This is a genomic window from Embleya sp. NPDC008237, assembly GCF_042956465.1.
In the GTDB taxonomy this organism is placed as follows: Bacteria; Actinomycetota; Actinomycetes; order Streptomycetales; family Streptomycetaceae; genus Embleya.
In genome coordinates this window covers 22,822-49,081 of sequence record NZ_JBIBGL010000016.1, presented here as the reverse complement: position 1 = coordinate 49,081, position 26,260 = coordinate 22,822, and the positions used below count along the sequence as shown (strand labels likewise).

Annotated in this window: 23 protein-coding genes; 12 read left to right on the top strand and 11 right to left on the bottom strand. The window is 70.9% G+C overall.

All coding sequences use genetic code 11. From position 1 onward, the window contains the following. Positions 1–116 precede the first annotated feature (116 nt). From ligD to ACFZBU_RS34645, 4 genes are all read right to left on the bottom strand, one after another. Positions 117–998 carry a non-homologous end-joining DNA ligase gene (gene ligD, locus ACFZBU_RS34660; RefSeq protein WP_391587690.1) on the bottom strand — a complete coding sequence of 294 codons (882 nt, stop codon included), beginning with the start codon at positions 996–998 and terminating at the stop codon, positions 117–119. 100 nt (positions 999–1,098) lie between these two features. Then, positions 1,099–1,377, bottom strand: coding sequence for a hypothetical protein (locus tag ACFZBU_RS34655; RefSeq protein WP_391587689.1), 279 nt, complete (start codon positions 1,375–1,377; stop codon positions 1,099–1,101). Between the two features lie 258 nt (positions 1,378–1,635). Beyond that, positions 1,636–1,806, bottom strand: a complete 171-nt coding sequence (locus ACFZBU_RS34650; RefSeq protein ID WP_391587688.1) for a DUF5670 family protein — start codon at positions 1,804–1,806, stop codon at positions 1,636–1,638. Positions 1,807–1,870: 64 nt separating this feature from the next. Then, positions 1,871–3,370, bottom strand: coding sequence for a pyridoxal phosphate-dependent decarboxylase family protein (locus ACFZBU_RS34645; protein WP_391587687.1), 1,500 nt, complete (start codon positions 3,368–3,370; stop codon positions 1,871–1,873). A gap of 149 nt (positions 3,371–3,519) precedes the next feature. Here ACFZBU_RS34645 and ACFZBU_RS34640 point away from each other — a divergent pair, with 149 nt between their 5' ends. After that, a complete protein-coding gene (locus tag ACFZBU_RS34640; RefSeq protein WP_391587686.1) occupies positions 3,520–4,065 on the top strand; it encodes a GNAT family N-acetyltransferase in 546 nt (181 codons plus the stop codon). Between the two features lie 74 nt (positions 4,066–4,139). Next, a complete protein-coding gene (locus ACFZBU_RS34635; RefSeq protein WP_391587685.1) occupies positions 4,140–4,571 on the top strand; it encodes a nuclear transport factor 2 family protein in 432 nt (143 codons plus the stop codon). A 174-nt stretch (positions 4,572–4,745) separates the two neighbouring features. Here ACFZBU_RS34635 and ACFZBU_RS34630 read toward each other — a convergent pair whose 3' ends face one another. Further along, a complete protein-coding gene (locus ACFZBU_RS34630; RefSeq protein WP_391587684.1) occupies positions 4,746–5,216 on the bottom strand; it encodes a MarR family winged helix-turn-helix transcriptional regulator in 471 nt (156 codons plus the stop codon). 142 nt (positions 5,217–5,358) lie between these two features. Here ACFZBU_RS34630 and ACFZBU_RS34625 point away from each other — a divergent pair, with 142 nt between their 5' ends. From ACFZBU_RS34625 to ACFZBU_RS34605, 5 genes are all read left to right on the top strand, one after another. Further along, the gene (locus ACFZBU_RS34625; protein WP_391587683.1) at positions 5,359–6,084 is read left to right on the top strand and encodes a YitT family protein; all 726 of its coding nucleotides are present in this window, start codon (positions 5,359–5,361) and stop codon (positions 6,082–6,084) included. Beyond that, complete coding sequence (locus ACFZBU_RS34620) at positions 5,970–6,383, top strand: PPOX class F420-dependent oxidoreductase (protein WP_391587682.1); 414 nt, start codon at positions 5,970–5,972, stop codon at positions 6,381–6,383. Before ACFZBU_RS34625 ends, ACFZBU_RS34620 begins: the two co-directional genes overlap by 115 nt. Before the next feature lie 275 nt (positions 6,384–6,658). Next, positions 6,659–8,128 carry an SDR family NAD(P)-dependent oxidoreductase gene (locus ACFZBU_RS34615; RefSeq protein ID WP_391587681.1) on the top strand — a complete coding sequence of 490 codons (1,470 nt, stop codon included), beginning with the start codon at positions 6,659–6,661 and terminating at the stop codon, positions 8,126–8,128. A gap of 255 nt (positions 8,129–8,383) precedes the next feature. Continuing rightward, entirely contained in the window at positions 8,384–8,995 is a 612-nt protein-coding gene (locus ACFZBU_RS34610; protein WP_391587680.1) for a hypothetical protein, read from the top strand. A gap of 263 nt (positions 8,996–9,258) precedes the next feature. After that, complete coding sequence (locus ACFZBU_RS34605) at positions 9,259–10,722, top strand: CHRD domain-containing protein (protein WP_391587679.1); 1,464 nt, start codon at positions 9,259–9,261, stop codon at positions 10,720–10,722. 109 nt (positions 10,723–10,831) lie between these two features. On the opposite strand, the gene ACFZBU_RS34600 is transcribed toward ACFZBU_RS34605, so the two are convergent. Beyond that, positions 10,832–11,851, bottom strand: a complete 1,020-nt coding sequence (locus ACFZBU_RS34600) for an NADP-dependent oxidoreductase (RefSeq protein ID WP_391587678.1) — start codon at positions 11,849–11,851, stop codon at positions 10,832–10,834. A 153-nt stretch (positions 11,852–12,004) separates the two neighbouring features. Next, positions 12,005–13,549 carry an MFS transporter gene (locus ACFZBU_RS34595; RefSeq protein ID WP_391587677.1) on the bottom strand — a complete coding sequence of 515 codons (1,545 nt, stop codon included), beginning with the start codon at positions 13,547–13,549 and terminating at the stop codon, positions 12,005–12,007. 249 nt (positions 13,550–13,798) lie between these two features. Here ACFZBU_RS34595 and ACFZBU_RS34590 point away from each other — a divergent pair, with 249 nt between their 5' ends. Beyond that, on the top strand, positions 13,799–14,287 hold the full coding sequence (locus ACFZBU_RS34590; protein WP_391587676.1) for a MarR family winged helix-turn-helix transcriptional regulator: 489 nt from the start codon (positions 13,799–13,801) through the stop codon (positions 14,285–14,287). A 148-nt stretch (positions 14,288–14,435) separates the two neighbouring features. On the opposite strand, the gene ACFZBU_RS34585 is transcribed toward ACFZBU_RS34590, so the two are convergent. Next, entirely contained in the window at positions 14,436–15,206 is a 771-nt protein-coding gene (locus ACFZBU_RS34585; protein WP_391587675.1) for a TetR/AcrR family transcriptional regulator, read from the bottom strand. Between the two features lie 132 nt (positions 15,207–15,338). Between ACFZBU_RS34585 and ACFZBU_RS34580 the strand changes: the two genes are divergently transcribed. Next, a complete protein-coding gene (locus ACFZBU_RS34580; protein ID WP_391587674.1) occupies positions 15,339–16,820 on the top strand; it encodes an MFS transporter in 1,482 nt (493 codons plus the stop codon). A 41-nt stretch (positions 16,821–16,861) separates the two neighbouring features. On the opposite strand, the gene ACFZBU_RS34575 is transcribed toward ACFZBU_RS34580, so the two are convergent. Then, a complete protein-coding gene (locus tag ACFZBU_RS34575) occupies positions 16,862–17,500 on the bottom strand; it encodes a TetR/AcrR family transcriptional regulator (RefSeq protein WP_391587673.1) in 639 nt (212 codons plus the stop codon). Positions 17,501–17,631: 131 nt separating this feature from the next. Between ACFZBU_RS34575 and ACFZBU_RS34570 the strand changes: the two genes are divergently transcribed. Both ACFZBU_RS34570 and ACFZBU_RS34565 read left to right on the top strand, forming a co-directional pair. Then, positions 17,632–19,410, top strand: a complete 1,779-nt coding sequence (locus tag ACFZBU_RS34570; RefSeq protein ID WP_391587672.1) for a CDGSH iron-sulfur domain-containing protein — start codon at positions 17,632–17,634, stop codon at positions 19,408–19,410. A 205-nt stretch (positions 19,411–19,615) separates the two neighbouring features. Continuing rightward, positions 19,616–20,494: an SAM-dependent methyltransferase gene (locus ACFZBU_RS34565; RefSeq protein ID WP_391587671.1), complete on the top strand. Its 879-nt coding sequence runs from the start codon at positions 19,616–19,618 to the stop codon at positions 20,492–20,494. Positions 20,495–20,558: 64 nt separating this feature from the next. On the opposite strand, the gene ACFZBU_RS34560 is transcribed toward ACFZBU_RS34565, so the two are convergent. Together ACFZBU_RS34560 and ACFZBU_RS34555 are read right to left on the bottom strand one after the other, a co-directional pair. Then, entirely contained in the window at positions 20,559–21,911 is a 1,353-nt protein-coding gene (locus ACFZBU_RS34560; protein WP_391587670.1) for a lysine N(6)-hydroxylase/L-ornithine N(5)-oxygenase family protein, read from the bottom strand. Positions 21,912–22,522: 611 nt separating this feature from the next. Beyond that, entirely contained in the window at positions 22,523–23,125 is a 603-nt protein-coding gene (locus ACFZBU_RS34555; protein ID WP_391587669.1) for an LmbU family transcriptional regulator, read from the bottom strand. Positions 23,126–24,890: 1,765 nt separating this feature from the next. Between ACFZBU_RS34555 and ddaH the strand changes: the two genes are divergently transcribed. Further along, on the top strand, positions 24,891–25,736 hold the full coding sequence (gene ddaH / locus ACFZBU_RS34550) for a dimethylargininase (protein WP_391587668.1): 846 nt from the start codon (positions 24,891–24,893) through the stop codon (positions 25,734–25,736). Positions 25,737–26,260 lie beyond the last annotated feature (524 nt).

The window sequence follows — 26,260 nt, the reverse complement described above, 5'->3', positions numbered from 1 at the left end:
GGGCCCCGCACCCGGCGTACCGGGGCCCGCGCGCCGCTTGCCCGGTGGAAGCCCCGGAGAAGCCCCGTGGGTGCCCGCGGACGCCCCTCCGCCGCGAACCCTGCGCCCGGTGACGCCTACGGCAGCCGGCCGGTCGTCTCCGCGGCGAGCAGCGGCGCGAATCCGTCGCCGTCCCGCTCCACCCGCTCCAGCACCTGCGCCGGGCCGAACACCAGGTCCGCGTCCGACTCGATCTCGGCCCAGGACACCGGCGTGGACACGGTCGGTTCGGGCTGCGCGCGCAGCGTGTACGGCGCGGCGGTGGTCTTCGCGCTCGCGTTCTGACTCCAGTCCACGAACACGTGGTTCGTGCGCAGGTTCTTGGCCATCCGATGCACGACCAGTTCGGGATGCTCCCGCTCCAGGCGCACCGCGAGCGCCTTGGCGTACGCGCCGACCGCCGCCTCCGGTGTCGGTTCCAGGGCCGCGTACAGGTGCAGCCCCTTGCTGCCCGAGGTCTTGACCACGCAGGTCAGCCCGTCCGCCGCGAGCAGGTCGCGGGCCAGCAGCGCGACCCGGCGGCACTCGGGCAGACCCGCGCCGGGCCCGGGGTCCAGATCGAGCACGAGCCGGTCGTGGCCGTCCGGGTCGACACCCCACTGCGGCACGTGGAGCTCGATCGCGGACAGATTGGCCACCCACATCAGGGTGGGCAGCGAGTCGACGTCGACGTGCCGCCTGTTCTCGTCCCGGCCGATCACCTCGATCGTGCGCACCCAGTCGGGCGCGCCCGCCGGCACGTTCTTGTTGTAGAAGCGGCCGCCGCCGTCCACGCCGTGCGGAAAGCGGATGAACGTGGCCGGGCGTCCGGTGACGTGCGGGAGCAGGACCGGGGCGAGCCGGGCGTAGTAGTCCAGCGCCTGGCCCTTGGTGTATCCGGTCTGGGGCCACCACACCTTGTCCAGGTGGGTGAGCGTCAGCGAGCGTCCCTCGACTGTCGTGGCGATGCGGTCCGGCATATCGGAAAGGTCCCCCGATGCCGTGTTTCGATGCATCGGGTCGACCGATCGCCGATTCGCCGCACGGGATCGGGCGATCGCCGGGTCGGCCTCGCGGACCTCACTCGGCCGGGAAGGCCGCCACCCGCTCGTCCAGGGGCACCGGTTCCTCGGCGATCCCGTCCGCCGAACCGCTCGCGAACCGGGCACACACCCCTCGGCACGCGAAGGTCTGCCGCCCCTCCACGTGTCCGACCGGCACCGCGTCGTGCGCGGGTCGCTCCGCCGTGGCCCGCAGGTCGCGGCCGCACATCGTGCAGGCCAGGCCGTAGGTCATCTCGACCGTGGTCTCCGGTCGAGCGCTTCGGCGGTGTCCCGCGATCGAGTGCTGTGAGTACATGGGTTCGAATCCTCTGGTCGGTCTGGTGCGCGGATGTCCGGATCGCCGCAGACGACGCCGCCATGGATGACGGCATACGAGGTGCCCTCGGTCTCCCCAAAGTACTCCTACCGTTCCGCCGTCCAGACCCCTGCGCAAAATCGTTTCGACGGCACGTCGTGCCCGATCGGGCACGAGACGCATCGACCGATTCCGGGCGCGGCGACGGGGCCCGTCACCTGGACGGGCCCCGTCTCCGGTGGTTCGGCGACGCGTCGGCTACCAGCGGTACCAACGCCCGCGACGACCACCCGCGCCGGCGCTGCGGAAGACGAACCCGAGGGCCCACAGCACCAATACGATGATGGCGATCCACCAGAGAGCCTTGAGGGCGAATCCTGCACCGAACAGGATCAAAGCGAGCAAAAGCACTACAAGCAGCGGAATCATCTTGAACCACCTCCGCCCGGACGTCTGCCCCGGAAGTCTTGGTTCACGCGGTGCGGTCGCAAAGTTATTCGAGGGCGCCTGCGTCGCCGCTCGACTCCGGCTCCTCGGCACGCGCCGGCACACCCGCACGCAGGTCCGCCGTCACCCGCGCACCGATCTCCCGGACCACGTGCGCGAACAGTTCGACGTCCGCCGCGGTGGTTCGCCAGTTCACGATCGCTGGTCGCAGCGCGACCCGGCCCTCGTACACGGTGGTGCCGGCGTACACCCGACCGTCCTCGTTGAGTTCGGCGCCGAGCCGGCGGTTCAGCTCGTCGAGTTCGGCCTCGCCGAGCGCCGCGTCCGGGCGGTAGCGCAGGCACACCACGCACAGCCGGACCGGAGCCAGCAGTTCCAGATCCGGGGCCTGCTCGACCAGCGTGCCGAGGTGGGTCGCCAGGTCGTGGTGCCGCTCGATCATCGCCCGGTATCCGGACCTGCCGTACGCGCGCAGCGTGGCCCAGATCGGCAACGCCCGGGCCCGGCGCGAGGATTCCGGCCCGAGTGCGGCGTAGTTGAGGTGCGTGTCGCCGGCGCCGGGCAGGTACGGGGCGTTCCACGCGCCGAACGCCCTGCCCATCAGCTCGGCGTCGCGCACGAAGGCGAAGCCGCTCTCGTACGGCACATTGAGCCACTTGTGCCCGTCGGAGGCCACCGAGTGCGCCCGCTCGACGCCGCGGACCAGGTGGCGCAGCCGTGGCGAGACGCCGGCGAACAGGCCGAACGCGCCGTCCACGTGCAGCCACGCGCCGTAGCGCCGGGCCAGATCGGCGAGCGCGTCGATCGGGTCGAAGTCGCCGGTGTCGACTTCGCCCGCGGTGGCGATCAGCACCGCGGGTCCGTCGATCTCGATCAGCGCTCGCTCCATCGCGTCGATGTCCACCCGGCCCGCGGCATCACGCGCGCACACCCGCAGCGTGTCCCGCCCGCAGCCCAGGATCTGCAAGGCCTTGCGGTTGCTGGGATGCACGTATCCGCTCGCCAGCACCGGCATGGTCGGCAGTCCGGCGAGCCCGTCGGCGCTCACGTCGACGCCGTGCTGCCCGGCCCACCAGTGGCGCGCGCAGGTGAGCGCGGTGAGATTGGCGAGGGTGGCGCTCGGGGTGAGCACGCCGCCGTACGCGTCGGGCAGCCCGAACAGGTCCTTGAGCCAGCCGAGCACCACCGTCTCGGCCTCGGTCGCGAGCGGCGACGCGGCCCACAGCCCGCCCGCCTGGTCCAGCAGTGCGGTGATCCAGTCGCCGGCCTGGGCGGCGGGCGTGGCGCCGCCGACGACGAAGTGGAAGAACCGGGGCCCCGAGGACTGCATCGCGGCGCGGGTGCCGATGTCGAGCAGTTCCTCGACGCCGGCCAGCGTGCCGTCGCCGCGCTCGGGCAGCGGTCCACCCAGCCGGTCGAAGAGCACGTCGGCGGCCGCATCCCGGACCGGCAGCTCGGGAAGCGCCTCCAGATAGGGCCCGGCGGCCCTGGCCACCAGGTCGAGGGCGGGCCGGGCGAGGTCGCGTTCGTGGAGGGGGTCAGCCATACCGGCAGGGGATCATGCGAACCCGGTCCGCGTCGAGTATTTCCGTACTGGGCAAGGTCGTTGACGGTTCATCAGGGCGTCGGAGCGTGGGCGTGCGCGGGGCGGGGGAAGATCCGCCCGGGGGCCGATGACCTCTACCTGGAGGAAACGTGGCTACCGAGATCGAGCGGACCCATCACCGAGGCGGCGACCTCGACGAGATCCGGCAGGTGCTGCTCGACGTCTACGCGGAGGTGTACGCGGCCGATCTGGACCGCCCCTTCCACTCGGTGCACAGCTTCGCGGAGCGGTTGGCCGGCTACGCCGCCGCGCCGGGCTTCGAGTGTGTCGTGGGCTGGAGCCGGGACGTCCCGGTCGGCTACGCGTTCGGCTACACGCTCCAGGCCGGTGCGCGCTGGTGGATCGGACTGACCGATCCGGTACCCGCGGTGGACATCGAGGAGGACGGTCGGCGCACGTTCGCGCTCAACGAGCTGATGGTCCGCGAACCGTGGCGCGGATCGGGCGCGGCCCGCACCATTCACGACACGCTGCTGGCGGCCCGGACCGAGCAGCGGGTGACCCTGCTGGTGGATCCGACCCACCCGAGGGTCCTCGCGCTCTACGAGCGGTGGGGTTACCGGGTGCTCGGCGATCTGTGTCCGGCCTGGCCGGACGCGCCGCTGCTCACCGCGCTGCTGCTCGACCGGAGCTGACCCCGCGCCGAGAAGTCTGCCGCCGAGAAGCTTGCCTCTGTTTAGTTTCGGCGCCCGTGCGTAGGGTGCGCGCCATGAGTGACGCGACCGCGAACAAGCGGCTGATCGAGCAGTTCTGGCAGGACCTGTACGCCCGCGACTTCGCCAAGGTCGCGGCCTTTTTCGCCGACGACGGCCACTACACGGACGTCGCCGCGCCCGGGCCCGGCGCGACCGGGCCGGCCGCCGTCGAGGCCCGGTTGCGGCTGGGCCTGGAGATGCTCACCGGCTACATCCATCACCACAGGAGCACCGTCGCGGAAGGCGATCTGGTGGTCACCGAACACGCGGAGGAGTGGCACTGGGAGAGCGGCGAGCAGGTGGTCCTGCCGTTCGTCTCGATCCACGAGTTCCGGGACGGGAAGATCGTGCGCTGGCACGACTACTGGGACTTCGGCACGCTGATGAACGCCGCGCCGCAGTGGTGGCTCGAACACGTCGCCAAGGGCTACGCGCAGGGCGCCTGACGGGCGTCGCCCGCGCCGGGGAGGTCGGGTCGCGCGGCAGCACGGTCACCGCCGAGGCATTCCCGGGCGGAGGCCGTCTCCCGCGAGCCGCCCACGCCCTCGGTCGCGGGCGGCTCGCGCCCATGCGGGCGGCGGGTGGGCGTCCCGGGTGCCCGCGGGCGTCCGGGCCGCGGGTCAGGTGCGGGATTCGATGCGCTCGACCACGGTGTCCGCGATCTGCTCCAGCATCGCGATCTGCTCCGCGCTGAGCAGGTCGATCAGGTTCCGTCGGACCGAGGCGACGTGCCGCGGCGCGGCCTCCTCGATCACCCGCAGCCCCTCGGCGGTCAGCACGACCTCGGCGCCGCGCCCGTCCCGCGCGCACTCCTCGCGGCGGACCAGGCCGCGCTGCTGCATGCGCTTGACGTGGTGCGACATCCGGCTCTGCGACCACAACATGCGCTCGGCCAACTCGCCCAGCCTGCGCCGATGTCCGGCCGCCTCGGAGAGTTCGGACAGCACGTCGTAGTCGGGATCGGACAGACCCGAGTCGACGGCCAGATCACGAGCCACCCGGGTGTCCACGAGCAGCCGCAATCGGCGATATCCCCGCCACGCGCGCTGCTGCCCCGGGTCGAGCCAGGGCGTCTCCTCGATACGGGCCATGGCTGCCAATCTAGCAGCTACTTGACATGTCATGTACTTGCCCGGACGATCTACATGACACATCAACTACTTCCGCCGACTCGACGTCCGCGATGTCCGTGACGTCGGCGCCGACGGTGTGCCCAGGAAGGCCGGATGCTCCGTGCGCACACTCGATCGCCTGCCGAATCGGTTGGTCCGGCTGTTTCTCGGCCTGACCCTGTTCGGCGTCGGCATCGCGCTGATGGTGCGGGCACGGCTGGGCCTGGACGCCTGGAACGTGCTGCACGAAGGCGTCGCGGAGCGCACCGGGCTGCCGTTCGGGCGGATCGTGATCGGCACCGCCGTCCTGGTGCTGCTGTTGTGGATCCCGCTGCGGCAACGACCCGGGATCGGCACGATCGCCAACGTCGTGGTGGTCGGTCTGGTGGTGGACGCGCTGCTGGGGCTGCTGCCGGCGCCGGAGAACCTGCCGGTGCGGGCGGTCCTGCTGGTCGCCGGTGTCGTGGTGACCGCGCTCGCCACCGGGTTGTACATCGGCGCCGGCCTGGGCCCGGGCCCGCGCGACGGGCTGATGACCGGGTGGGCCGCCCGCGGTCACTCGATCCGGGTGGGCCGCACCGTGATCGAGGCGAGCGTCCTGCTGGCGGGTGTGCTGCTGGGCGGGACGGTCGGCATCGGCACGGTCGTGTTCACCCTCTCCATCGGGCCACTGGCCCACTGGTTCCTGCCCCGGCTGACGCTGAGGCCCGTAACGAAGGCGAGCCCGCACCCATGGACACGGAACTCCTCGGCACCGACCGACGCGGGGTCCTCACCACCCTCAAGCGGGACGGCCGCCCCCAGCTCTCCCCGGTCTCCTACCTCTGGGAGCCGGACCGCCGGTTGATCCGCATCTCGGCCACCGCGGACCGGGCCAAGACCCGCAACCTGGCCCGCGACCCGCGCGCGAGCTTCCTGGTCACCGCTCCCGACTACGCCGGCTACCTGGTCGCCGAAGGCCTCGCCGAGATCGGCGCCGAATGCCGCTCCCCCGACGATCCGACGGCCGACGAACTGGTCGAGGTCTACCGCCGGATCGTCGGCGAGCACCCGGACTGGACCGAGTACCGCGCCGTGATGGCCGCGGAGCACCGCGTCGTCATCCGCGTCACCGTCGAGCGCACCTACGGCTGGTCCCGCACCTGAGCCACGCCGGAGAACGTCGCGCCCCCGGGCCGCACGGGGGGTCCGGGGGCGCGACCCGCGCGGTCGAGGGGGCCGCGCCGACGCCCCGGCACCGCGGGGCCGGCGGGCCGTGGCGCGCGCCGCCCGCACCGGCGCCGTGGCGGTGCGTGACGCGCAAGTGCCCGAACGCCGGCCCACCCGGGCCCGCGGGCGCGGGAATTGGTCCAGGTCCCGGCACGACGTAGAGTTTCGCCGGGGTTTTGTGGTGGCGGCGAACACAGGAAACGGCAACGGCGATGACAGCGAGTAGCGAGATTCAGGCGGACACGAGCGTGGCGGAGGGGATCGACCCCGCGCGTATGGAGCTGTGCCTGAGCGTGCTCGCCGAGGTCGAGGACCTGGACGTCGAGCACCCGGACGCGGTGCGGATCCGGCGGGCCACCGCCGCCATCTACAAGAGCGTCAAGGAGCGGCGGCGCAAGGAGCGCCGGGACCGGGTGATCGCCAACGACGAGGCGGTCACCGCCGCCACCGCGACGGGCGCGCCGGGGCGGATCGACGACGAGACGCTGGGCATCGCCCTGACCACGGTCACCACGACCGAGATCGCCGGCGTGCTCGAACGCGCCCGGGCCTGCTACATCTGCAAGAAGCGCTACCGCGAGGTGGACGCCTTCTACCACCAGCTGTGTCCCGAGTGCGCCGCCGAGAACCGGGCCCGCCGCGACCAGCGCACCGACCTGACCGGCCGCCGCGCCCTGCTCACCGGCGGCCGGGCCAAGATCGGCATGTACATCGCGCTGCGGCTGCTCCGCGACGGCGCGCACACCACGATCACCACCCGCTTTCCCAACGACGCGATCCGCCGATTCGCCGCGATGCCGGACAGCGCGGACTGGCTGCACCGGCTCAAGATCGCCGGGATAGACCTGCGCGACCCGGCCCAGGTGGTCGCCCTGGCCGACTCGGTGGCCGAGGCCGGTCCGTTGGACATCCTGATCAACAACGCCGCCCAGACGGTCCGCCGGACCCCGCAGGCGTACGCCGCGTTGGCCGCCGCCGAGGCCGCGCCGCTGCCGGCCGGCGAGTTGCCGGAGATGGTCTCGTTCGGCCACATCGGCGGCAGTGGCCACGTGTTGCTGCCCGGCCAGTCCCGCTCGGAGGACCAAGCGCTGACCCCGCAGGCGCTCACCGCGCTCGCGCTGACCAGCGGCTCGGCCTCGCCGGCCCGGATCGAGACCGGCACCGCGATCGACGCGGGCGGCCTGGTGCCCGACCTGGACCCGGTGAACAGCTGGACGCAGCGGGTGCACGAGGTGGACCCGGTAGAACTGCTCGAAGTGCAACTGTGCAACGTGACCGCGCCGTTCGTCCTGGTCAGCCGGCTGCGCCCGGCGATGGCCGCGGCCAAGGCCCGCCGCAAGTACGTGGTCAACGTGTCCGCGATGGAGGGCCAGTTCAGCCGCGGCTACAAGGGCCCGGGCCACCCGCACACCAACATGGCCAAGGCCGCGCTGAACATGCTGACCCGCACCAGCGCCGAGGAGATGCTCTCCGACGGCATCCTGATGACGGCCGTGGACACCGGCTGGATCACCGACGAGCGCCCGCACCCGCAGAAGATGCGGCTCGCCGACGAGGGCTTCCACGCGCCGCTCGACCTGGTCGACGGCGCCGCGCGGGTGTACGACCCGATCGTGCGCGGCGAGGCCGGCGAGGACCTGTACGGCTGCTTCCTCAAGGACTACGCACCGGCCGCCTGGTAGGCCGCCCACCTGCACGTTCCGGCCCCGGCGAAGGTTTTCGCCGGGGCCGGTTCGGGTTCGGTCGGCAATCCTCGAAAAAAACTTTCGGCGACGTTGAACCCTCTTCGACCCCTCCCCCGTACTGCTGGATGTCGACGCGCAACGAGGCTCGCGCAGCGACCGGCACCAGCGCCGGCCGACTCGGGAACGGAACCCGAAACCCGTCTCCCGTACCGCCGTTCGTCAAAACCATCGATCATCTCCCGGGGGTTCACCATGCCTGTTTTCAGCACCCGCAGCATCGTCGCCGTCGCCGTCGCCGGCGCACTCGGCCTGGGTCTGTCCGCCTGTGGCGGCGACTCGAAGGACGACGACAAGGCCGCCGACACCACCACGCAGCAGTCCCGGCCCGCGCAGACCACGCCCGGCACACCCGCCGCACCCGGCCAGAGCGCGAACGGCACGGCGGGCAAGGCCGTGTTGAAGGCGGGCACCGACGCCAAGCTCGGTGCGATCGTCACCGACGACGCCGGCTTCACTCTGTACCGCTTCGACAAGGACACCGCCAAGCCGGCCAAGTCGAACTGCGACGGCGACTGCCTCGTGAAGTGGCCCGCGGTCACCACCACCGGCGGTGTGACGGTCAACGGCATCGAGCAGTCCGCGGTCGGCAGCGTCACCCGCGGCGACGGCAGCACCCAGGTCACCATCGGCGGCTGGCCGGTCTACCGGTTCGCGGCCGACGCCAAGCCCGGTGACACCAAGGGCCAGGGTGTGAACGGCACTTGGTTCGCGGTGACCCCCGACGGCAAGAAGGCCGGCGCCGCGGCGAGCACGGCGCCGCAGACCGACAAGCCCTCGACCGGCAGCGGCGGTTACGGCAACTGATCGACCCGAGCACCGACGGCCCGCTCGCGCCGTCGATGCCGACCCGACCGTGGGGCACGTCGATCGAGACGCCGTCCCGGCCTCGCCATCCCGGTCGACCCCCGGGCGGCACGGCCGAGTTGCCGAGCCACACCGCCGGTAACCCACGGCACCACGCCACCGCACCACCACCGGCCCGCGCGCCCCCGCGCCATCGACGCGGACGAGGCCCGGCCCTTCCAGGCACGCGAATTCACCGACCCATGTCCTCGGGGAGATACGTCATGTCCGCACGCAGGTACACGCTGCCCACCATCGCCCTCGCCGCCGGTCTCGCGCTATCCGTCACCGGTTGCTCGTCCTCGGATACCAAGTCCGGTACCACGAAGACCGATTCGGTCAACGTGGCCAGGGGCGCCAACGACCCCGGCTCGCCCGGCGGCGAACACGGCTCGGAGCACGGCACCGAGCACGGCGGCGCGGTCCCCGCCTCCGACCGCACCACCACCGGCGCGGCCGAACCCGCGACCGGCGAGGAGACCTTCTTCGCCGCGGGCCTGTCCGGCGCGAACGAGGTCCCCGGCGGTAATGCGGCGGTCGGCGATCAGGACGGCAAGGGCACCGCGCTGGTCCGGATCAAGGGCGACCAGGTGACCTTCGGGATCCGCTGGGAGGGCATCGGCGCGCCGACCGCGGCTCACCTGCACCTGGGCGGCAAGGGCGGGAACGGCGAGGTGAAGGTGTCGTTCTTCGCATCGGTGCTGCCCGGTACCGCGAACGCGGTCACCGGGAGCGTCAAGGTCACCGACGCCGCGCTGCTGGAGAAGATCAAGGCCGACCCGGCGAGCCTGTACTTCAACGTGCACACCGGCGAGTTCCCCGGCGGCGCGATCCGCGGGCAGTTGGTCGGGCTCGCCCGTCCGGTCGACGTGAACAGCGTGCTCAAGAACGGCACACTGCCCGCCGAGGCGACGGGCAAGCAGGAGGTGCGGAACGCCGAGGGCAAGAAGACCGGCGACCCGAACGGCCGCGCCGACACCTCGGTGCGCCCGTGGGGCAACTGCCTCGATTGGTCGTTCAGTTGGACCGGCGTGGCCCCACCCACGCTGGGCCACCTGCACAAGGCGGCGGCCGGCAGCAACGGCGACGTGGTCGCTCCGCTGTTCGACGCGAGGGGCGGGTTGCCGCAGTCGGTCACCGGCCTGGCGGGCACCGTGGAGGGGATCGACCCGGCCGTGGTCGAGCGGATCGACGCGACGCCCGCGAACTACTACACCAACCTGCACACGGCCGAGTTCCCGGGCGGCGCGGTGCGCGGGCAACTGGACCGGAAGGTGATCCCGAAGTCGCCGGCGCTGAACCTGTCGGTGGTTGCCGGCAAGCAGATCTACCGGTGCACGACCAAGGACGGCATCAGCGCGTTCACCCAGCTCGACGTGGCCGCCAAGCTTCAGGGCGACCTCAAGCACAGCTTCGTGAACCCGACGGCCGGACCGCCACAGTGGATCGCTCCGGACGGCAGCGCGGTGACCGGTGCGGTGGCAACCAGGCTGCCCAACGGTGACGGCAACATCCCCGAGTTGGTGCTGAACGCGACCCGGACCGGCAAGCCGGGGCTGCTCTTTGCGACCACCCAGGTGTTGCGGCTGAACACACAGGGCGGCGTGGCGCCGGCCGGCACGTGCGACCCGGCGAGCCGGCCCACCGCCGAGGTGCCCTACCAGGCCGACTATCTGTTCCTCGGCTGACCGGAACTGCCGCCCCGGCGTCCCGGGTTGCCACCCCGGAAAGGCCCCGAGGGGCCGCGCGTCCACCCTCACGCGCGGCCCCTCGGCAGGTCCGGATCCGCCCACGGCATCACTCCGGCAGGGCGACGACCATCTTCCCGGTGTTCTCCCCGCGCAACATGCCCAGGAGCGCGTCGAGGTTGTTCTCGATCCCCTCGACCACCGTCTCGCGGTACTTGAGCCTGCCCTCGCGCAGCCAACCGCCGACCTCGGCGAGGAACTCGTCGCGCCTGCCGAAGTGGTCGATCACGATGAAGCCCTGGAGCCGCAGCCGCTTCCCGATCGACAGCGCCAGGTTGCGCGGCGCGGGGGTCGGCTCGGTGGCGTTGTACTGCGCGATCGCGCCGCACATCGCGACCCGCCCGTGCGTGTGCAGCGCGCCGATCGCGGCCTCCAGGTGCTCGCCGCCGACGTTGTCGAAGTACACGTCGATGCCGTCGGGCGCGGCCTTGCCGAGTTGCTCGGCGACCGGGCCGTCCTTGTAGTTGAACGCCGCGTCGAAGCCGTACTCGTCCACGAGCAGCGCGACCTTGTCCGCCGAACCGGCGCTGCCGACCACACGCGAGGCGCCTTTGAGCCGGGCGATCTGGCCGACCTGGCTGCCCACCGCGCCGGCCGCGCCGGAGACGAACACCGCGTCGCCGGGCCGGAACGAGGCGACGTCGAGCAGGCCCGCCCACGCGGTCATGCCCGGCATGCCCAGGACGCCCAGGTAGGCGGACAGCGGCGCGAGGTCGGGGTCGACCTTGAGCGCGCCCGCCCCCTTGCCGTCGACCACCGAGTACTCGCGCCAGCCGAGCCAGTGCTGCACCGCGTCGCCGACCTCGAAGCCGGCCGCCCGGGATGCGACGACCCGGCCGACCGCACCACCCTCCATGGGCTTGTTCAGCTCGAACGGCGGGGTGTACGACTTGACGTCGTTCATCCGGCCGCGCATCGCGGGGTCGACCGACAGGAACAGGTTGCGGATCAGCATCTGCCCGTCGGCGAGTTCCGGGATCTCGACCTCGCGCAGGGCGAAGTCCTCCTCCTTCGGCCAGCCCTTGGGACGGGCCAGGATGTGCCATTCGCGGCTGGTGGTGGGGGTCATCGGAGGTGGCCTTTCTCGACGGTGGGAGTGGGTCGGGAGGCGGGGCGTCGGTGCGGCGGTTCGTCTGTCCGTGTGGCTGTCCGTCCATCCGGGTGGCGGCTCGTCCGTCCGTCCCGGTGACGGCCTGTCCGTCGGCGTGCGGCGGTTCGTCCGTCAGGCGTCCACGGACTGCCGGTCCTGCGGTACCGGGACGGCCACGGGTTCGGCCCTGGCGGATACCCGCTTCAGGCCCGGCAACGCCACCCCGACGACCAGGAGCAGCATCACGCCGGCGATCACGAAGCTCAGCGTGAACCGGCTCTCCGCCGGGATCGGCGGGACGCCGGCAGGCAGGCCCGGGACCGACTCGGACGCGAGCAGCGAGGTGATCACGGCGCTGGCGATCGAGCTGCCGACGCTGCGCGAGATGGAGTTGATGCCGTTGGCGATGCCGGTCTGGTGGTGCGGCACGTTGGCCACGATCAACGCGGGCATCGCCGCGTATCCGAAGGAGATCGCGATGCCGGTGAGCATGCCCGCGAGGATCACCGACGCGGACGCGCCGTGGCCGAAGGCGAGCCACCCGAAGCCGACGATACCCACCACCGAGCCGATCGCCAGGGTCACCCGGGCACCGATCCTGCCCACCAGGAGACCGCCCAGCGGGGCCGCGAGCAGCGAGATCAGCGCGCCCGGGAGCAGGTATTCGACCGAGGCCCGCAACACGGACGCGGTGAATCCGTAGCCGGCCGGCCGCTCCGGCATCTGGACCAGGTAGGAGATGCCGATGAACTGGCTGAACGCGGCGAAGCCGACGAACAGGCCGGCCAGGTTGGTCAGCAGGACCGGGCGGTGTACGAACATCCGCAGGTCCACCAGCGGGTCGGTGACCCGGCGCTCGACCTGGACCCACACGCCGGCCATCAGCACGGCCCCGACGAAGGCGCCGATGGTCCGGCCGGATGCCCAGCCCCATTCGTGGCCCTGCGAGATGCCCAGGAGCAGCAGCACCAGGAACAGGCCGAGGGTGGCCGCGCCGAGCAGGTCGATCCGGCCGCCCGCCTTGGTGCGACTGGCCGGCACCCGCAGGATCACCGCGAGCAGGGCGACGGCGGACAGGAGCGCGGAGAACCAGAAGACCAGGTGGTAGTTCGGGTCGTCGCCGCGGGTGAGCAGTCCGGTGGCCACCAGCGAGAGCCCGCTGCCGAACGCGAGCGTGCCGCTGATCAGCGACATCGCACCGGGCAGCTTCTCCACCGGGAGTTCCTCGCGAATGATCGACAGCGCGAGCGGGAAGATCGCGGTCGCCGCGCCCTGGAGCACCCGGCCCAGGATCAGCAGCGGCAGCGAGGACGTGACCGCCGCCAGCACGGAGCCGGCGATCATCACGATCAGTACGCCGATCAGCGTCGGCTTCTTGCCGTGCTGGTCGCCGAAGCGGCCGAGCAGCGGGGTGAACACCGCAGCGGACAGCAGCGTCGCGGTGGTCACCCAGCCGACGCCGGCGGGTGTGGTGCCCAGCTCCTGCTGGAGCAGCCCGAGGATCGGGATGACCTGGGTCTGCGCCATCGCGACGACCATGGCGGCCAGACCCAGGGCGAGGATCAGCGGGGCACCGGATCGTCGCTTGTCGGCGGAGGCGGAGGCGGTGGCGGAACCGGGGCCGGAATCAGGGCCGGTCCCGCTGCCGATGCCCTTGCCGGGCGGGGTGGGGCTCACGGGGTGCTCTTCCTGGGAGGGGACTTCGAGCGGGGCTCGGGACGGAGACTTCGGCCGGCTCGGCCGGCTTCGGCCGGCTTCGGGCGGCTTCGGCCGGCTTCGGGCGGCTTCCGGCGGCGAGGTGAAGCTTGCCGGCATCGATGGTTGAAGACTTCAAGTAATACGACGGATCCGACCGTAGACACTCGGAAATTGCTACGTCAAGTTCAAAGGTTGAAGTCCTCAACCTTTTTGCGTTAACTTGGATCCATGAGCAGCACCGCGGACACCGACGCCCCCACCTCCGACACCACGGCAGGCGACGTCGATCCCACCGCCCCGAGCACGGCCGAGATCATGGACGCCATGGCCGCCGTGGGGACGGCGTACTTCCACGACTTCGCCGCCGTGGTCAGCCGGCACGGCCTCACCTCGGTGCAGGCCAAGACGCTCTCCCTGCTCCGCCGCCCGCTGCCGATGCGCGGACTCGCCGACCGCCTGGTGTGCGACGCCTCGAACGTCACCGGCATCGTGGACCGGCTCGAATCGCGCGGCCTGGTCCGCCGCGAGCCCGACCCCCAGGACCGCCGGGTCAAGAACGTGGTGGCCACCGACGAGGGCCACGCCACGATCCGGCGCATCCGCAGCGAGATGAAGACCACGCGCGCCGCACTCGACGCCCTCACCCCCGACGAGCGCCTGACCCTGTTCACCCTGCTCGCGCGCCTGCGCCCGGCCATGGAGGCCCCACACTCCTGACCGTCGCCCGGGCCTTGGTCGTCACCGGCCGGCCGCCGGCGACCGGCGCTCGCCCGATCCCGGTCCGCGTGGCTCTCGTCCCGGATCCCGCGTGCACTGCCCGACCCCGACCGACGCCGGCCGCCGAGTCGGCGGCGTGCTGTTCGGGTCAGGGTCGGGGAATGTCGGCCAGGCCGCGAATGAAGACGTCCAGGCCGAATTCGACCCGGGCCATCCGGCCGCCGCTGGTCATGTGCGGCTTCAGCGCGGTCAGGGTCGGGAAGCGGTCCCGCGGTAGCGCCTCGATGACCTCGCCGAGATAGGCCTGGGCCATCGCCATCGGATCCTCGCCGTGCTCGGACCGGGACAGGTGCAGCGCGGCCTCGTAGACATCGGCCGAGATGTAGAGCTGAAGCACGTCCAGCACCCACGCGCTGGCCTGCTCGGGGACACCGCCGCCGCGCATGACGGCCAGCAGCCCTTCGCTGATCCGCAGCGCATTGGGCCCGGAGGGGATCGCCGCCAGCACCGCCCGGCCCAGGTCGTTGTGCGCGGCCAGCACCGCCCGGAAGCCCAGCACGACCTCCTTGAGTTGGGCCTGCCAGCGCTCGGGGTCCGGCACCGGGATCACCACGTCGCCGAGCACGTGGTCCAGCACGAGTTCGAGCAGTTCCTCCTTGCTCGACACGTGGACGTACAACGACGCCGGCCCGGTGTGCAACTCGTCGGCGACCCGCCGCATGCTCACCGCTTCGAGCCCGCCCTCGTCCAGCACGGCCAGCGCCGCCCGGACGATCGACGCCCGGTTCAGCGGCGGGCGCACCGGTTTGGCCCGGCCCCGGCGCCACGGCGGCGTGGGCAGGTCCGGTACGTCGGCGCCCGCGTCGGTGGGCGGTCGGCCGGGGGTGGCGCCGGGCCCGGTCCGCGACGTTCTCGCCATCTGTTGCCGTCCTGTTTCGATCGGGGGTTGCGAACAGCGTAGTTGACCCGAACACTGACTCCTGGAACGAACGACGATCGTTATACCGAACGTCGATCGTTATTCACGAACACCATTCGTCGAGGGAGCGTCATGGACGTCAACACATTCGCGTCGGCGGCACCGCCGACCCCGGCCCCGGCCCCCGCGACCGCCACGCCCGACCCCCGGCGGTGGGCGGCGCTGGCCGTGGTCCTGCTGGCCGAGACCATGGATCTGCTCGACGCGACCGTGGTCGGCGTGGCCGCGCCGTCGGTACGGGCGGATCTGGGCGGCGGTTCGACCGGCCTGCAGTGGATCGCCGCGGCGTACACGCTGACCTTCGCCGTCGGCCTGATCACCGGCGGTCGGCTCGGCGACATCGTCGGCCGCCGCCGGATGTTCCTGATCGGACTCGGCGGCTTCACCGCGACCTCCGCGATGTGCGCGGGCGCGCCCTCGATCGGGCTGCTGATCGCCGCCCGCGCGGTACAGGGCCTGTTCGCCGCTCTGACCATTCCGCAGACGTACTCCGTGGTGGTGTCGGTCTTCGCACCGGCGGAACGCGGCAGGGCCTTCGGCCTGTTCGGCCCGGTGATGGCACTGGCCTCGGTGGGCGGCCCGATCGTGGCCGGCGCGCTGATCGAGGCGGATCCCGCGGGCGCCGGATGGCGGGCGATCTTCCTGATCAACGTGCCGCTGGGCATCGTGGCCATCCTCGGCGCGCTGCGCTACGTGCCCGAGTCGCGGGCGAAGCAGCGGCCCGGGCTCGACCCGACCGGTATGGCGCTGGTCTCGGCCGCGGTGCTGCTGCTGGTGTATCCGCTCGTCCAGGGGCGCGAATCGGGGTGGCCCGCTTGGACGTTCACCTCGATGGCAGGCGCCCTGCCGCTCCTGGCGGCCTTCGCGTGGTGGCAGCGGCGGATCGCGCGGGCGGGCGGGGCACCGCTGGTGGTCCCGAGCCTGCTCGCCAAACGTGCGTTCTCCGGCAGCCTGCTGGTCGGCCTGGTGTTCTTCGCCGCGATGAACGGACTGATCCTGGTGTTCGGCCTGTTCCTCCAGATCGGCCTGGGTTGGTCGGCCATCCATGCCGGCCTGGCGAGCACCCCGATCGCCCTCGGCGTGGTGCTCGGCGCGGTGGCCGCGGGCGCGGTACTGGTCCCCCGGTTCGGCCGCACCGTGCTGCACGCCGGCGCCGTGGTGATGGCCGCGGGCGTGGCCACACTGTCCTTGACGCTGCGTCAGGTGGGCACCGGCGTCGACGCCGGGCAACTCGCGCCGGCCCTGCTGGTCGTCGGGATCGGCATGGGCCTGGTGCTCGCCCCGTTCTTCGACATCGCACTGGCGAGCGTCGACGAGCACGAGACCGGCTCCGCGTCCGGTGTGCTGAACGCCAACCAGCAACTCGGCGCCACCGTGGGCGTCGCGGTCCTGGGCACCCTCTTCTTCGACGCCGCCGCGTCGGGCGGCGCGGATCGGGCCGGCGCGTACACCCATGCACTGGAGCAGACCCTGTGGGTCGTCGTGGCCGCGCTCGCCGTCGTCCTGCTCACCGCGTTCCTGCTCCCTCGCCGGACGCGCGACGCGCAGGAGTAGCCGGGCGGCGCGGACCGAGCGCACGCTCGATGTGCGGTCGGCTAACCGGCGTTCGCCGCCGGTCCCGGCTCGGGGGTCGGCGGCGTCCCGGGCGGGATCGTGCCGCCGAGGGCGCGCCAGATCAGCGATGCGGTGCGGTACGGCCAGTCGGCCGGGACCGGGGCGCCCGCGAGTTCGCGGCCGTACCAGGCGCCGGTGCACATCGGCAGGGCGATCTCCAGGTCGGCGTCGGGCGCGAGGTGGCCCTGGCGACGGGCCGACTCCAGGGCGGCCAGCAGGCGCGCCCGGCGCGGTGCGATCACCCGGGACCGGTAGCGGGAGCGCAGGTCCGGGTCGGTGGTGTCCTGGAGCATCGTGCCGACGAGGGAGAGGCGGCCGGGTTTGGAGACGCCGCGCTGGAAGTCGCTCAGCTCGGCCACCAGCGCGGTGAACGGATTGTCCGCGGCGAGGTCGGCGGGCTCCTCCTCGCCGAGCGCGGCGACCACCGCCGCGGCGAGTTCGGCCTTGCCGGGCCAACGGCGGTACAGCGCCTGCCGGGTGGTGCCCGCCTCCTGCGCCACCGCCGCGAGCGACATCGCGGCGTAGCCGTCCCGGGCCAGATGGCGTCCGGCCACGGCCAGGATCCGGGCGTCGATCGCACTGTCCCGGGCGCGACCGGAACCGCGGCTGGCACTTTCCATTTCAATACACTCCTGTATTGTATTGCCTGGATGGCCTTGAAGCGGCACCGCACCAAGACAGGGGTAGCGAGCGTGACCATCGTGTTCAACCGTCCCATCATCCCGTCGAGCCGACCCATCGGTTGCACGCCATGACCGGCACGCCGATCGAGGTCCGGCTGCGGGCAGTGCTGAGTCGGGCCCGGGTTCTCGACGACGAACTGACCGGCCGGATGACCGACGCCGACGCGGCCGAGCCGCTGCGCGACACGGTGATCCGACCGTTGACCGAAGCACTGCTCGCGCTGGGCGGCGACCCCACCGGCCCGGAGCCGGTCGACTCCCTCGGCGCCGATCGGGATCCGGCGACGACGGTCCGCGAACTCGCCTCGGACGTCACCCGGTTGCGCACCGAGATCGTCGGCGAACCACCGCCGGCCCTGCCCGAGGCCGCGGCGGCGCTACAACATCTGGCCTGGCTGTTCGCCGACGACGACGCGAGCCGGGCCGCACTGGTGGCCGAATTCGCGGCGCTCCAAGCCGAGTTGCCCACCGGTATCCGGGTCGCGCCGGACGGCCCGTACCTGGTGACCAACGCGCCCCACGTCACCGACCGGCTCGGCGAGCCGATCCCGGTGTTGCCGCAGACCGCGCTGTGCCGGTGCGGCGAGTCCGCCACCAAGCCGCTGTGCGACGGCAGCCACGCCCGGATCGGCTTCAGCGGCGCCAAGGATCCGGCCCGGGTGCCGGACGAACGGCACCACCATCCCGGCGATCCGGTCACGGTGACCGACAACCGCGGCCTGTGCGCACACTCGGGTCTGTGCACCGACCGGCTGTCCGCGGTCTTCCGGCAGCGGGAGGAGCCGTTCGTGGCGCCGTCCGGTGGCCGGATGGACGAGATCGTGCGAACCGTCCGGGCCTGCCCGTCCGGCGCCCTGGACTACCTGCTCGACGGGCGGCAACCACCGCCGCAGCAGCGCGAACCGGCGATCGAGGTGTCGCTGGACGGCCCGTACCGGGTCACCGGCGGGATCCCGCTGGCGGGCGCCGACGGCGAGCCCGAGCCGCGCGGGCCGGGCGCCCCGACCGAGCACTACAGCCTGTGCCGGTGCGGCCATTCGCGGAACAAGCCGTTCTGTAGCGGCATGCACTGGTACGTCGGTTTCGCCGACCCGCCGCCCTCCGCCGAACCCACCCTCTACGAATGGGCCGGCGGATTGCCCGCGCTGACCCGGATGACGCACATCTTCTACGACAAGTACGTCCCGCAGGACCCTTTGCTGGCCCCGCTGTTCGCCCGGATGGCGCCCGATCACCCGGAGCGGGTGGCGGCCTGGCTGGTCGAGACGTTCGGCGGACCCAAGCTCTACACCGAGCGCTACGGCGGCTACGACCACATGGTCGGCGAGCACGCCGGCAAGGCGCTCGAGGAGGAATGGCGGGCCCGTTGGGCTCAGTTGATCAGTCTCGCCGCCGACGACGCGGGTCTGCCCAGGGACGCCGAGTTCCGCGCCGCGTTCGCCGGCTACGTCGAGTGGGGCTCGCGGATCGCGGTGGAGAACTCGCAGCCCGGCGCCCGCCCACCCGCCCACATGCCGGTGCCCCGCTGGTGGTGGGTCTGCGGTGCCACTCCCGGCGCCCGGGTGTCCGCCCTGGCTCCGCCGCCGAACGAGGAGACGACCGACACGCCGCTGCCGGCCGCGGACGAGGCGATCGGCTTCGCCGCACACATCAAACCGCTGTTCCGGGACATGGACCGCAAGTCGATGAGCTTCATGTTCGACCTGTGGTCGCACTCCGACGTGAGCACGCATGCCGAGGCGATCCTGGCCCGGCTGCGCCAGGGCACCATGCCGTGCGACGGCGCCTGGCCGGCCGACCGGGTCGACGCGTTCGCCCGCTGGGTCGACGACGGCATGCCCGAGTAGCTCACCCACCATCGGCCGGCGGTCCGCGCCACGGGGGCCGACCGCCGGCACCCACCTAGGCTGTGTCCGGCTCGATCCGGTTGGTTGCCCGGCGACTTCGGGTGTGTACCGATTCCTCGACAGCCGTTACGCGCCAACCCAAACCGCGAATGCCCGCAGTACGCTCGGCCAAGGTAGGACATCGGTGGTGCGGAGGCATGCGAACGTGACATCCATACCGGCGCGGGACGCGGGGGACGGCGACGAGAAGGCGTGGCGGCTGCCTCGTCTCGACGAGGTCGAGAGTCGGTTGTCGCCTGCCCGAATCGACACGAGCATTCCGCACACCGCCCGGATCTACGACTATCTGCTGGGCGGCAAGAACAACTTCGCGGTCGACCGCGCGACGGCGGACGCCATCGTGGCCGCCATCCCCGACCTGCCGGTCACCCTCCAGCTCAATCGGCTCTTCCTGCGCCGCGCGGTGCGCTACGCCGCCCGTCGGGGCATCCGCCAGTTCCTGGACATCGGCACCGGCATCCCCACCTCGGGCAACACGCACGAGGTGGCACACGAGATCGCCCCGGACGCCCGGGTGGCGTACGTGGACAACGACCCGATCGTGCTCGTGCACGGACGGGCGCTGATGACCGACGCCGGACCCGGCCGGACCACCTTCACCCAGGCCGATCTGCGCTCGCCCGAGGACATCCTGTCCGCGCCCGAGGTGCTGGAGGTGATCGACTTCGGCGAGCCCGTCGCGCTGATGCTGGTCGCGATACTGCACTTCATCCGGGACGACGAGAAGCCGCACGAGATCGTCGCCCGGCTCCGCGACGCGCTTCCCGCCGGCAGCATGCTGCTGCTCTCGCACGCGTCCTTCGACGCCAACCCGAGCCAGGGCCGCATCGGCGCCGACGGATGGAAGAACGCCTCCGCGGAGATGACCATGCGCAGCCACGACGACATCCTGTCGATGTTCGCCGGCTTCGACCTGGTCGACCCGGGCCTGCGCACCCACTGGAACCCGGACGCGGAACCGGACCACCCGCTGGACACGGTCGAGAACGTCTGGGGCTACGGCGCGGTCGGCATCAAACCCTGACCCGCCGCGCGCGGGTACGGCCCGCCGGGGATACCGACGGGCCGTAGGCCCCGGATGGAGGGGATCACCCGGTCTCGCCGGCGACCACCGGCCGGAGCAACGGTTCCGCCGCCGGCTCGGCGCGCCGGCCGATGATGGATTCGGCGATCTCGCCGCTGCGGACGGCCAGGTTCGACAACAGCGAGGAGGTCAGACCGTGGGTGTGCTCGGTGCCGCCCTGGAGGTAGATGCCGCAGCTCAGCTCGGGAGCGGTGATCAACCGGTAGTCGCGGGCGACCCGGTACCGGCCGCTCTCGTCGCGCAGGCAGTGCCGGTCGAGGTCGCCGAGCAGTGCGGTCGGCTCCATCGCGTCGTATCCGGTGGCGAACACGATCGCGTCCACGTCCAGTTCCCGCGTTTCGTCGGTCGGCAGGGACAGCAGTGACACCCGCGTCTCGTCACCGGCCCGCTTGACCTGGTCGACCCTGGACAGGTTGAGGAAGCGCAACCGGTCGAGGCCGCGCACCTCTTCGTCGTACGCGCGCCGGTACAGGTCCCGGATCACCTCGTCGTCGACCACCGAGTAGTTGGTGTTCCGGTGGTAGTGCCAGAACGCCTCCCGGGAACGATCCGTCCCGAAGAAGTAGGTGTCCACCGCCCCCGGGTCGAAGATCTGGTTCGCGAAGGGGGTGTCGTCGGCCACGCAGTAGCCATAGGACGGAATGATCGAGTAGACCTGCGCGTGCGGAAGTTCGTCGTACAGGTAACGGGTGATCTCGGCCGCGCTCTGGCCCGCGCCGACCACCGCCACGGTGTTCAGCTCGGACGGGTTCCTCCGGCTGTACCTGTCCAGGAACTCCGAGCTGTGCCAGACACGTTCGTCGCGCTGCACACCCTTGGGCATGCGCGGCACCAGGCCGGTCGAGATCGCCACGTTGCGCGCGCCCACCACCCGGGTCGTGGAGCCGCTGCGAACCTCCAGTTCCACGTACGGCTCGGCCGCTCCGACCTCGGTCGCGGCCGGCAGCCGGATCCCGGTGACCTCGGTGCCGTAGCGCACCCGGTCGGTGAAGCCGGCCGCCGCCCATTCCAGATACTGGTGGAATTCCTGGCGCGTCGGAAAGAAGTCCTGGTTGTTGACGAACTGCGTCAGCCGACCCGATGCGTGCAGATACGACACGAAGCCGAACGGCGACACCGGATTGCGAAAGGTGGCCAGATCCTTCATGAAGGAAATCTGCATCGTCGTCGTGGGCAACAGCATATTTCGGTGCCAGCCGAACGAGGACTGTCGCTCGAAGAACATCGCCGACGGCCCCGACCGACTGCTGCCGGCACCCTCGGTTCGATACTCGTCCAACGCAATGGCCAGCGACAGATTGGACGGGCCGAAACCGATGCCCACCACGTCGTAGATTTCGCGTGCAAAAGTGCCCATAGAAAACTCTCCCGCTAGCGTGGCGGCGACCGGGACTTCCGTATCTTCGACGGGTCGGTCACGGAAACCAAGAAGAGGACCCTGGTCGGGGATCACGATGAACATCATCCGACGTGCCCATGCTCCCGCGTTTCTCGACCGGTCGTAAGAGGAACGCATTCGGTATTGCGTCGCGGGGCACCGCGGCTTCAATTTAGAGGGGCCGGGCAAACCTTTCAAGGGATTCGGCCCGCAATACAAACGACCCGCGCCGTCCTGCCGACAGGACAACGCTCCGGTCACCGGTACGACTCACTCGCATCCGTACCCCGAACCGCCGACTTCTCTGCCGAAGCCGTAGTGCACACGGCCGTCGCCGCGCCGGAATATCGAGAGAGGGTGAGTTCCGGATTATCGTTCCCACGCGGTATCGCGAGCCGGACGGTTCACGGCTGTTCGAATCGCTTCGCGGTAATCCGCCGGCGCTCCTGCCCGCCGAACGGCGGCCGGGCCGGTCCGGAGCGGACCGAAGGGGCCCGCGCTCGCGAGCACGGGCCCCCGGGATCGTTTGCGCCGAACCGCCTCGGACGGTTCGTTCGGCTCGATCACCCGTGTTTTTCGATCACCTGCTGTCAGGCGTTGACGCTCGCCTGCTCCTCGACATCCTCCAGGGCCCGCTCCGCGGCATTGTCCAGCGTCGCGAGCACCCACTGCTCGAAGTCGATCCCCGATTGTTCCGCGGCCTTGTACCACCACTGGATACGGTCTCCCGGCAGCGCGAGCCGACGGGTCGCCTCGGCCTGGCGGACGTCCTGCCCCTCGGCCGCCGCCCGCACGTCGCGGATGGCGCCGCGTAACTGCTTGGTGGTCCAGTTCATCTCTTCGGCACGGTCCAGCCACAGTTCCTGTTCGGCAATGGGCAGCGAGGCCAACTCGGCGTGATGCTGGAAACTCAGTGCCGATCGCCGACGATTGAACTCGAAACGTCGCGAGACCCATGCATAATTTCTCAGCGTCTGGTAGCTTAACCCAGCCGCGCGTATCCCACGCTGGTACAGGTCGGTATAGTGATCTTTCCCGTATACCAACCAGTCGCCGAGCCACCACGACGAAGAATCCAGGATTCCGGAGAGTTTGCGCCCGGCCTGCTCCCAGTCCTCGAAGGTCATGTCGGCAGGTATTTGCAAACCCACTTTCGTCGTGAGCAACCGGCCGTGATGCGGATGGTCCGCCATGCCTCTTCGCGGTCGGGGGACGACCCCCGGGCCCGAGTGAAGCTGCGCCTCTCTCGCGTTTTCATGATTTCTGGTTTGACTGGTTTGATTCGCCACCATGCCTCCATGTGAGTGCACGTTCGAACAAGCGAATGTTGCGCAGATCATCCCCTCTGCGCAGCTCGTCGCCACGGGGAGCCCCGCCATGGGCGGTACACCGGACCCATCCGGTATGTATTCAGCCGACCGTCGACCCCACCGGCGCGACCGGGCGCGATTGACACCCTCCGATCGCTCCCGGCCGGATGGTCGACGGTCCGGGCTCCACGTGCGTACGACCGTGCCGCGCGGTCTGCGAGACCGCGCGGTCGGAAATGGCCGACATGTGTACGAATACGTGCATCAACGACTCGCCCCGTTCGCCTCTTCACAGATCCCCGTTGGCGTTGCGGCTACCGGCGTCACGCCCTGCCGGCGCCTGAAGATCCACATTCAATGTGGTTCTCTTCGACGGCCCACCCGAGTAGATCTCAGCGACTCCCGGAAATCAAGGAACCGACCACGGGTTGTTTCGGAGAGATACCGTCCCCAGCCGCTCGGTAGTCGATCATCCCATTCCGCGCAACGGCGAAAAAGTTTCGACCAACCGGATTGTGTCCGGTTTCGGCCGTGATGATGCGACCGACCGAGTTCGCGGGGCGGTCACTATAAGGTGCGCAACCCGCTGCGGCTCGAAACCCCGGGCCTTCTTGACGCCTTCCTGACGACGCCGCAAGGCATGTGCCATCGCACATTCACGAACGAGCCACATCGGGAATGACTTCGGCCATCCGGCCGGATTTCCGGGCGACCCGTTCGCGTGCGGATCGTGCCCGTCGAACGATCGGATCCAGCCGGCCGGCCCGACGCCGAACCGGAGCCGAGCGCTTCCACTCCGGGGCAGCCGGGCGGGAGAGAGCCGATCGGAGCGCAGACGATCCGTGCGTCGATCGACAGCCTTCCGAATCGGGCGGTTCGGGCAGTCGAGAGCCTCCGGGCCCGGGTGACCGGAAGCCGATCCGGGTGGGCAAGTCCGGTCGCCGGGCGGCGCGCGGGGTCGGTATGCGCGCTCGTTCCGCAGGACCCACGCGACCTCGACCGACGCACGGCACCGACGCACGGCCGGCCCGACCCGAAGGCGCGGTCCGCGAGCGGGCCCGCCACGAACCCGGGCGCCGGCCCCCACGCGCAAGTCCACGAATCCGGGCACCGGTTGCCCGGCGAGTTCGTCGACGGCCGCCGACACATCCGGCGACGTCGAGCGGCACCGTGGGCATCGGCGGCACCCGAGGCGTTCGACCGACGCGGGTTCCGGCGACGTCGACCAGCCCCGCGGGCATCGGCGGCACCCCGAGGCGTTCGACCGACGCGGACGCCCGCGCCCCTGCCCCGCCCCCGCCCCGACCGGCGGCGCGAGGTCGCACCCGAAGTTGTCGACATACCGCCCGAGTCCATTCGGGCATGCGCGTCGCGCGAAGGCACGCGCCGGCACCCGCGCAACGCATAATGCGCGGTGGAATTACCCGAACCGATCCCGTCGAAATCGTGAATATCCATTTACCGCGCTTGTCCCGCCAACGGGACGAGTACGGCCCGCACCCCGTGCTAGCTTCGGCCCGCGGCGATCCCGCTCTTATCCGGCATACCCGCATCGGGTACACGTCGTGTTTCCGTCCGGTCGAACCCACCGTTTTGCATCGGCATTGATTTCGCCCCGGACACAATCACGGAGAACAAGGGAATCAAGGTGACCCACACAGCCATCGAACAGACTTCGAACGACGACCGCATCGCTCGGCCGCGGCGTTTCCTGATGTGCCGGCCGACCTACTTCGACGTCACCTATTCGATCAATCCGTGGATGGATCCGAACGTGCCCACCTCGGCGGACACCGGCCTGGCCCAGTGGAAGGGGCTGCACGATGCCTACGTGGCCCTCGGGCACGACGTGGCGCTGATCGAACCGGTGCCCGGCCTTCCGGACATGGTGTTCGCGGCCAACGGCGCGACCGTCGTGGACGGCAAGGTGCTCGTCGCACGGTTTCGCCACCATCAGCGCGCCGACGAATCACGCGCCTACCTCGACTGGTTCCGCGCCGCCGGGTGGGCCGAGGTGCGTCAGGCCGAGAGCTTCAACGAGGGCGAGGGTGACTTCCTCTACGTGGGCGGCGAGCTCCTGGCCGGCTGCGGCTTCCGCAGCGACCTGCGCGGACACCACGAGGCACAGGAGTTCTTCGGCATCCCGGTGCTCAGCCTGACCCTGGTGGATCCCAGGTTCTACCACCTGGACACCGCGCTCTCCGTGCTCGGTCCCGGCGAGGTCATGTACTACCCGCAGGCGTTCTCCCCCGACAGCCGGCGCCGGCTGGCCGAGCGCTTCCCCGATGCGATCCTGGCCGACGAAGCCACCGCCGCCATGTTCGGGCTCAACGCGCTCTCCGACGGCCGACACGTGCTGCTGCCGGAGCGGGCCGTCGAACTCGTCGGTCCGCAACTGCGCGAGCGCGGCTATGTCCCGATCGGGATCGACCTGACCGAGTTGCTCAAGGCCGGCGGCAACGCCAAGTGCTGCACGCTCGAACTGCGAGGCTGAGCGGCCCCGATGCGGGCGGGCCGCTCGTCGGGGCCGAGTCCCGTCGACGGGACAGCCCGCCACGGGCGCCGGAGTCGTCCGGGTCGACGCGCCCGACCGCCGGCCCGTTCACCGCATTCCCCACGGTGGAAAGCCGGCGATTCGGCCGAGCACGGATACCGTATTCCGAATCGAGAACCGGATCCGACCCGGATCGAGGTCCGGGTCGGGGCTCGGATCGGGTCCGCGCGGGATCGACCGAATTCCCGTACCGGCGCCCGGAATAGGCCGACCATCGGTCTCCGCCCCTCGACTTCCGTCGGGAAGCGCCCCTGCTCGCGCAATCCCGTTCGACGGCGGCCCGATTCCTCTTTCGGCCGGGCCGGCCACCGACTCGGCCACCGAGGCAATCGCCCCGGAAATATCGCCGGCCGGAGAAATCCGTCGTTATTCGGGGCGACCGGAGAAGCCCGTCCGGCCGGCCGGGGTGACCGAGAGAAGCCAGGGCCGGGCCCGTCACCTGGTGGCGGGCCCGGCCCTCGGCT

Excerpts from the sequence above, each read along its gene's own strand:
- ligD (WP_391587690.1), bottom strand. The coding sequence starts at position 998 with ATGCCGGACCGCATCGCCACGACAGTCGAGGGACGCTCGCTGACGCTC.
- ACFZBU_RS34655 (WP_391587689.1), bottom strand. The coding sequence starts at position 1,377 with ATGTACTCACAGCACTCGATCGCGGGACACCGCCGAAGCGCTCGACCG.
- ACFZBU_RS34650 (WP_391587688.1), bottom strand. The coding sequence starts at position 1,806 with ATGATTCCGCTGCTTGTAGTGCTTTTGCTCGCTTTGATCCTGTTCGGT.
- ACFZBU_RS34645 (WP_391587687.1), bottom strand. The coding sequence starts at position 3,370 with ATGGCTGACCCCCTCCACGAACGCGACCTCGCCCGGCCCGCCCTCGAC.
- ACFZBU_RS34635 (WP_391587685.1), top strand. The coding sequence starts at position 4,140 with ATGAGTGACGCGACCGCGAACAAGCGGCTGATCGAGCAGTTCTGGCAG.
- ACFZBU_RS34630 (WP_391587684.1), bottom strand. The coding sequence starts at position 5,216 with ATGGCCCGTATCGAGGAGACGCCCTGGCTCGACCCGGGGCAGCAGCGC.
- ACFZBU_RS34620 (WP_391587682.1), top strand. The coding sequence starts at position 5,970 with ATGGACACGGAACTCCTCGGCACCGACCGACGCGGGGTCCTCACCACC.
- ACFZBU_RS34615 (WP_391587681.1), top strand. The coding sequence starts at position 6,659 with ATGACAGCGAGTAGCGAGATTCAGGCGGACACGAGCGTGGCGGAGGGG.
- ACFZBU_RS34610 (WP_391587680.1), top strand. The coding sequence starts at position 8,384 with ATGCCTGTTTTCAGCACCCGCAGCATCGTCGCCGTCGCCGTCGCCGGC.
- ACFZBU_RS34605 (WP_391587679.1), top strand. The coding sequence starts at position 9,259 with ATGTCCGCACGCAGGTACACGCTGCCCACCATCGCCCTCGCCGCCGGT.
- ACFZBU_RS34600 (WP_391587678.1), bottom strand. The coding sequence starts at position 11,851 with ATGACCCCCACCACCAGCCGCGAATGGCACATCCTGGCCCGTCCCAAG.
- ACFZBU_RS34590 (WP_391587676.1), top strand. The coding sequence starts at position 13,799 with ATGAGCAGCACCGCGGACACCGACGCCCCCACCTCCGACACCACGGCA.
- ACFZBU_RS34585 (WP_391587675.1), bottom strand. The coding sequence starts at position 15,206 with ATGGCGAGAACGTCGCGGACCGGGCCCGGCGCCACCCCCGGCCGACCG.
- ACFZBU_RS34580 (WP_391587674.1), top strand. The coding sequence starts at position 15,339 with ATGGACGTCAACACATTCGCGTCGGCGGCACCGCCGACCCCGGCCCCG.
- ACFZBU_RS34575 (WP_391587673.1), bottom strand. The coding sequence starts at position 17,500 with ATGGAAAGTGCCAGCCGCGGTTCCGGTCGCGCCCGGGACAGTGCGATC.
- ACFZBU_RS34570 (WP_391587672.1), top strand. The coding sequence starts at position 17,632 with ATGACCGGCACGCCGATCGAGGTCCGGCTGCGGGCAGTGCTGAGTCGG.
- ACFZBU_RS34560 (WP_391587670.1), bottom strand. The coding sequence starts at position 21,911 with ATGGGCACTTTTGCACGCGAAATCTACGACGTGGTGGGCATCGGTTTC.
- ACFZBU_RS34555 (WP_391587669.1), bottom strand. The coding sequence starts at position 23,125 with ATGGCGGACCATCCGCATCACGGCCGGTTGCTCACGACGAAAGTGGGT.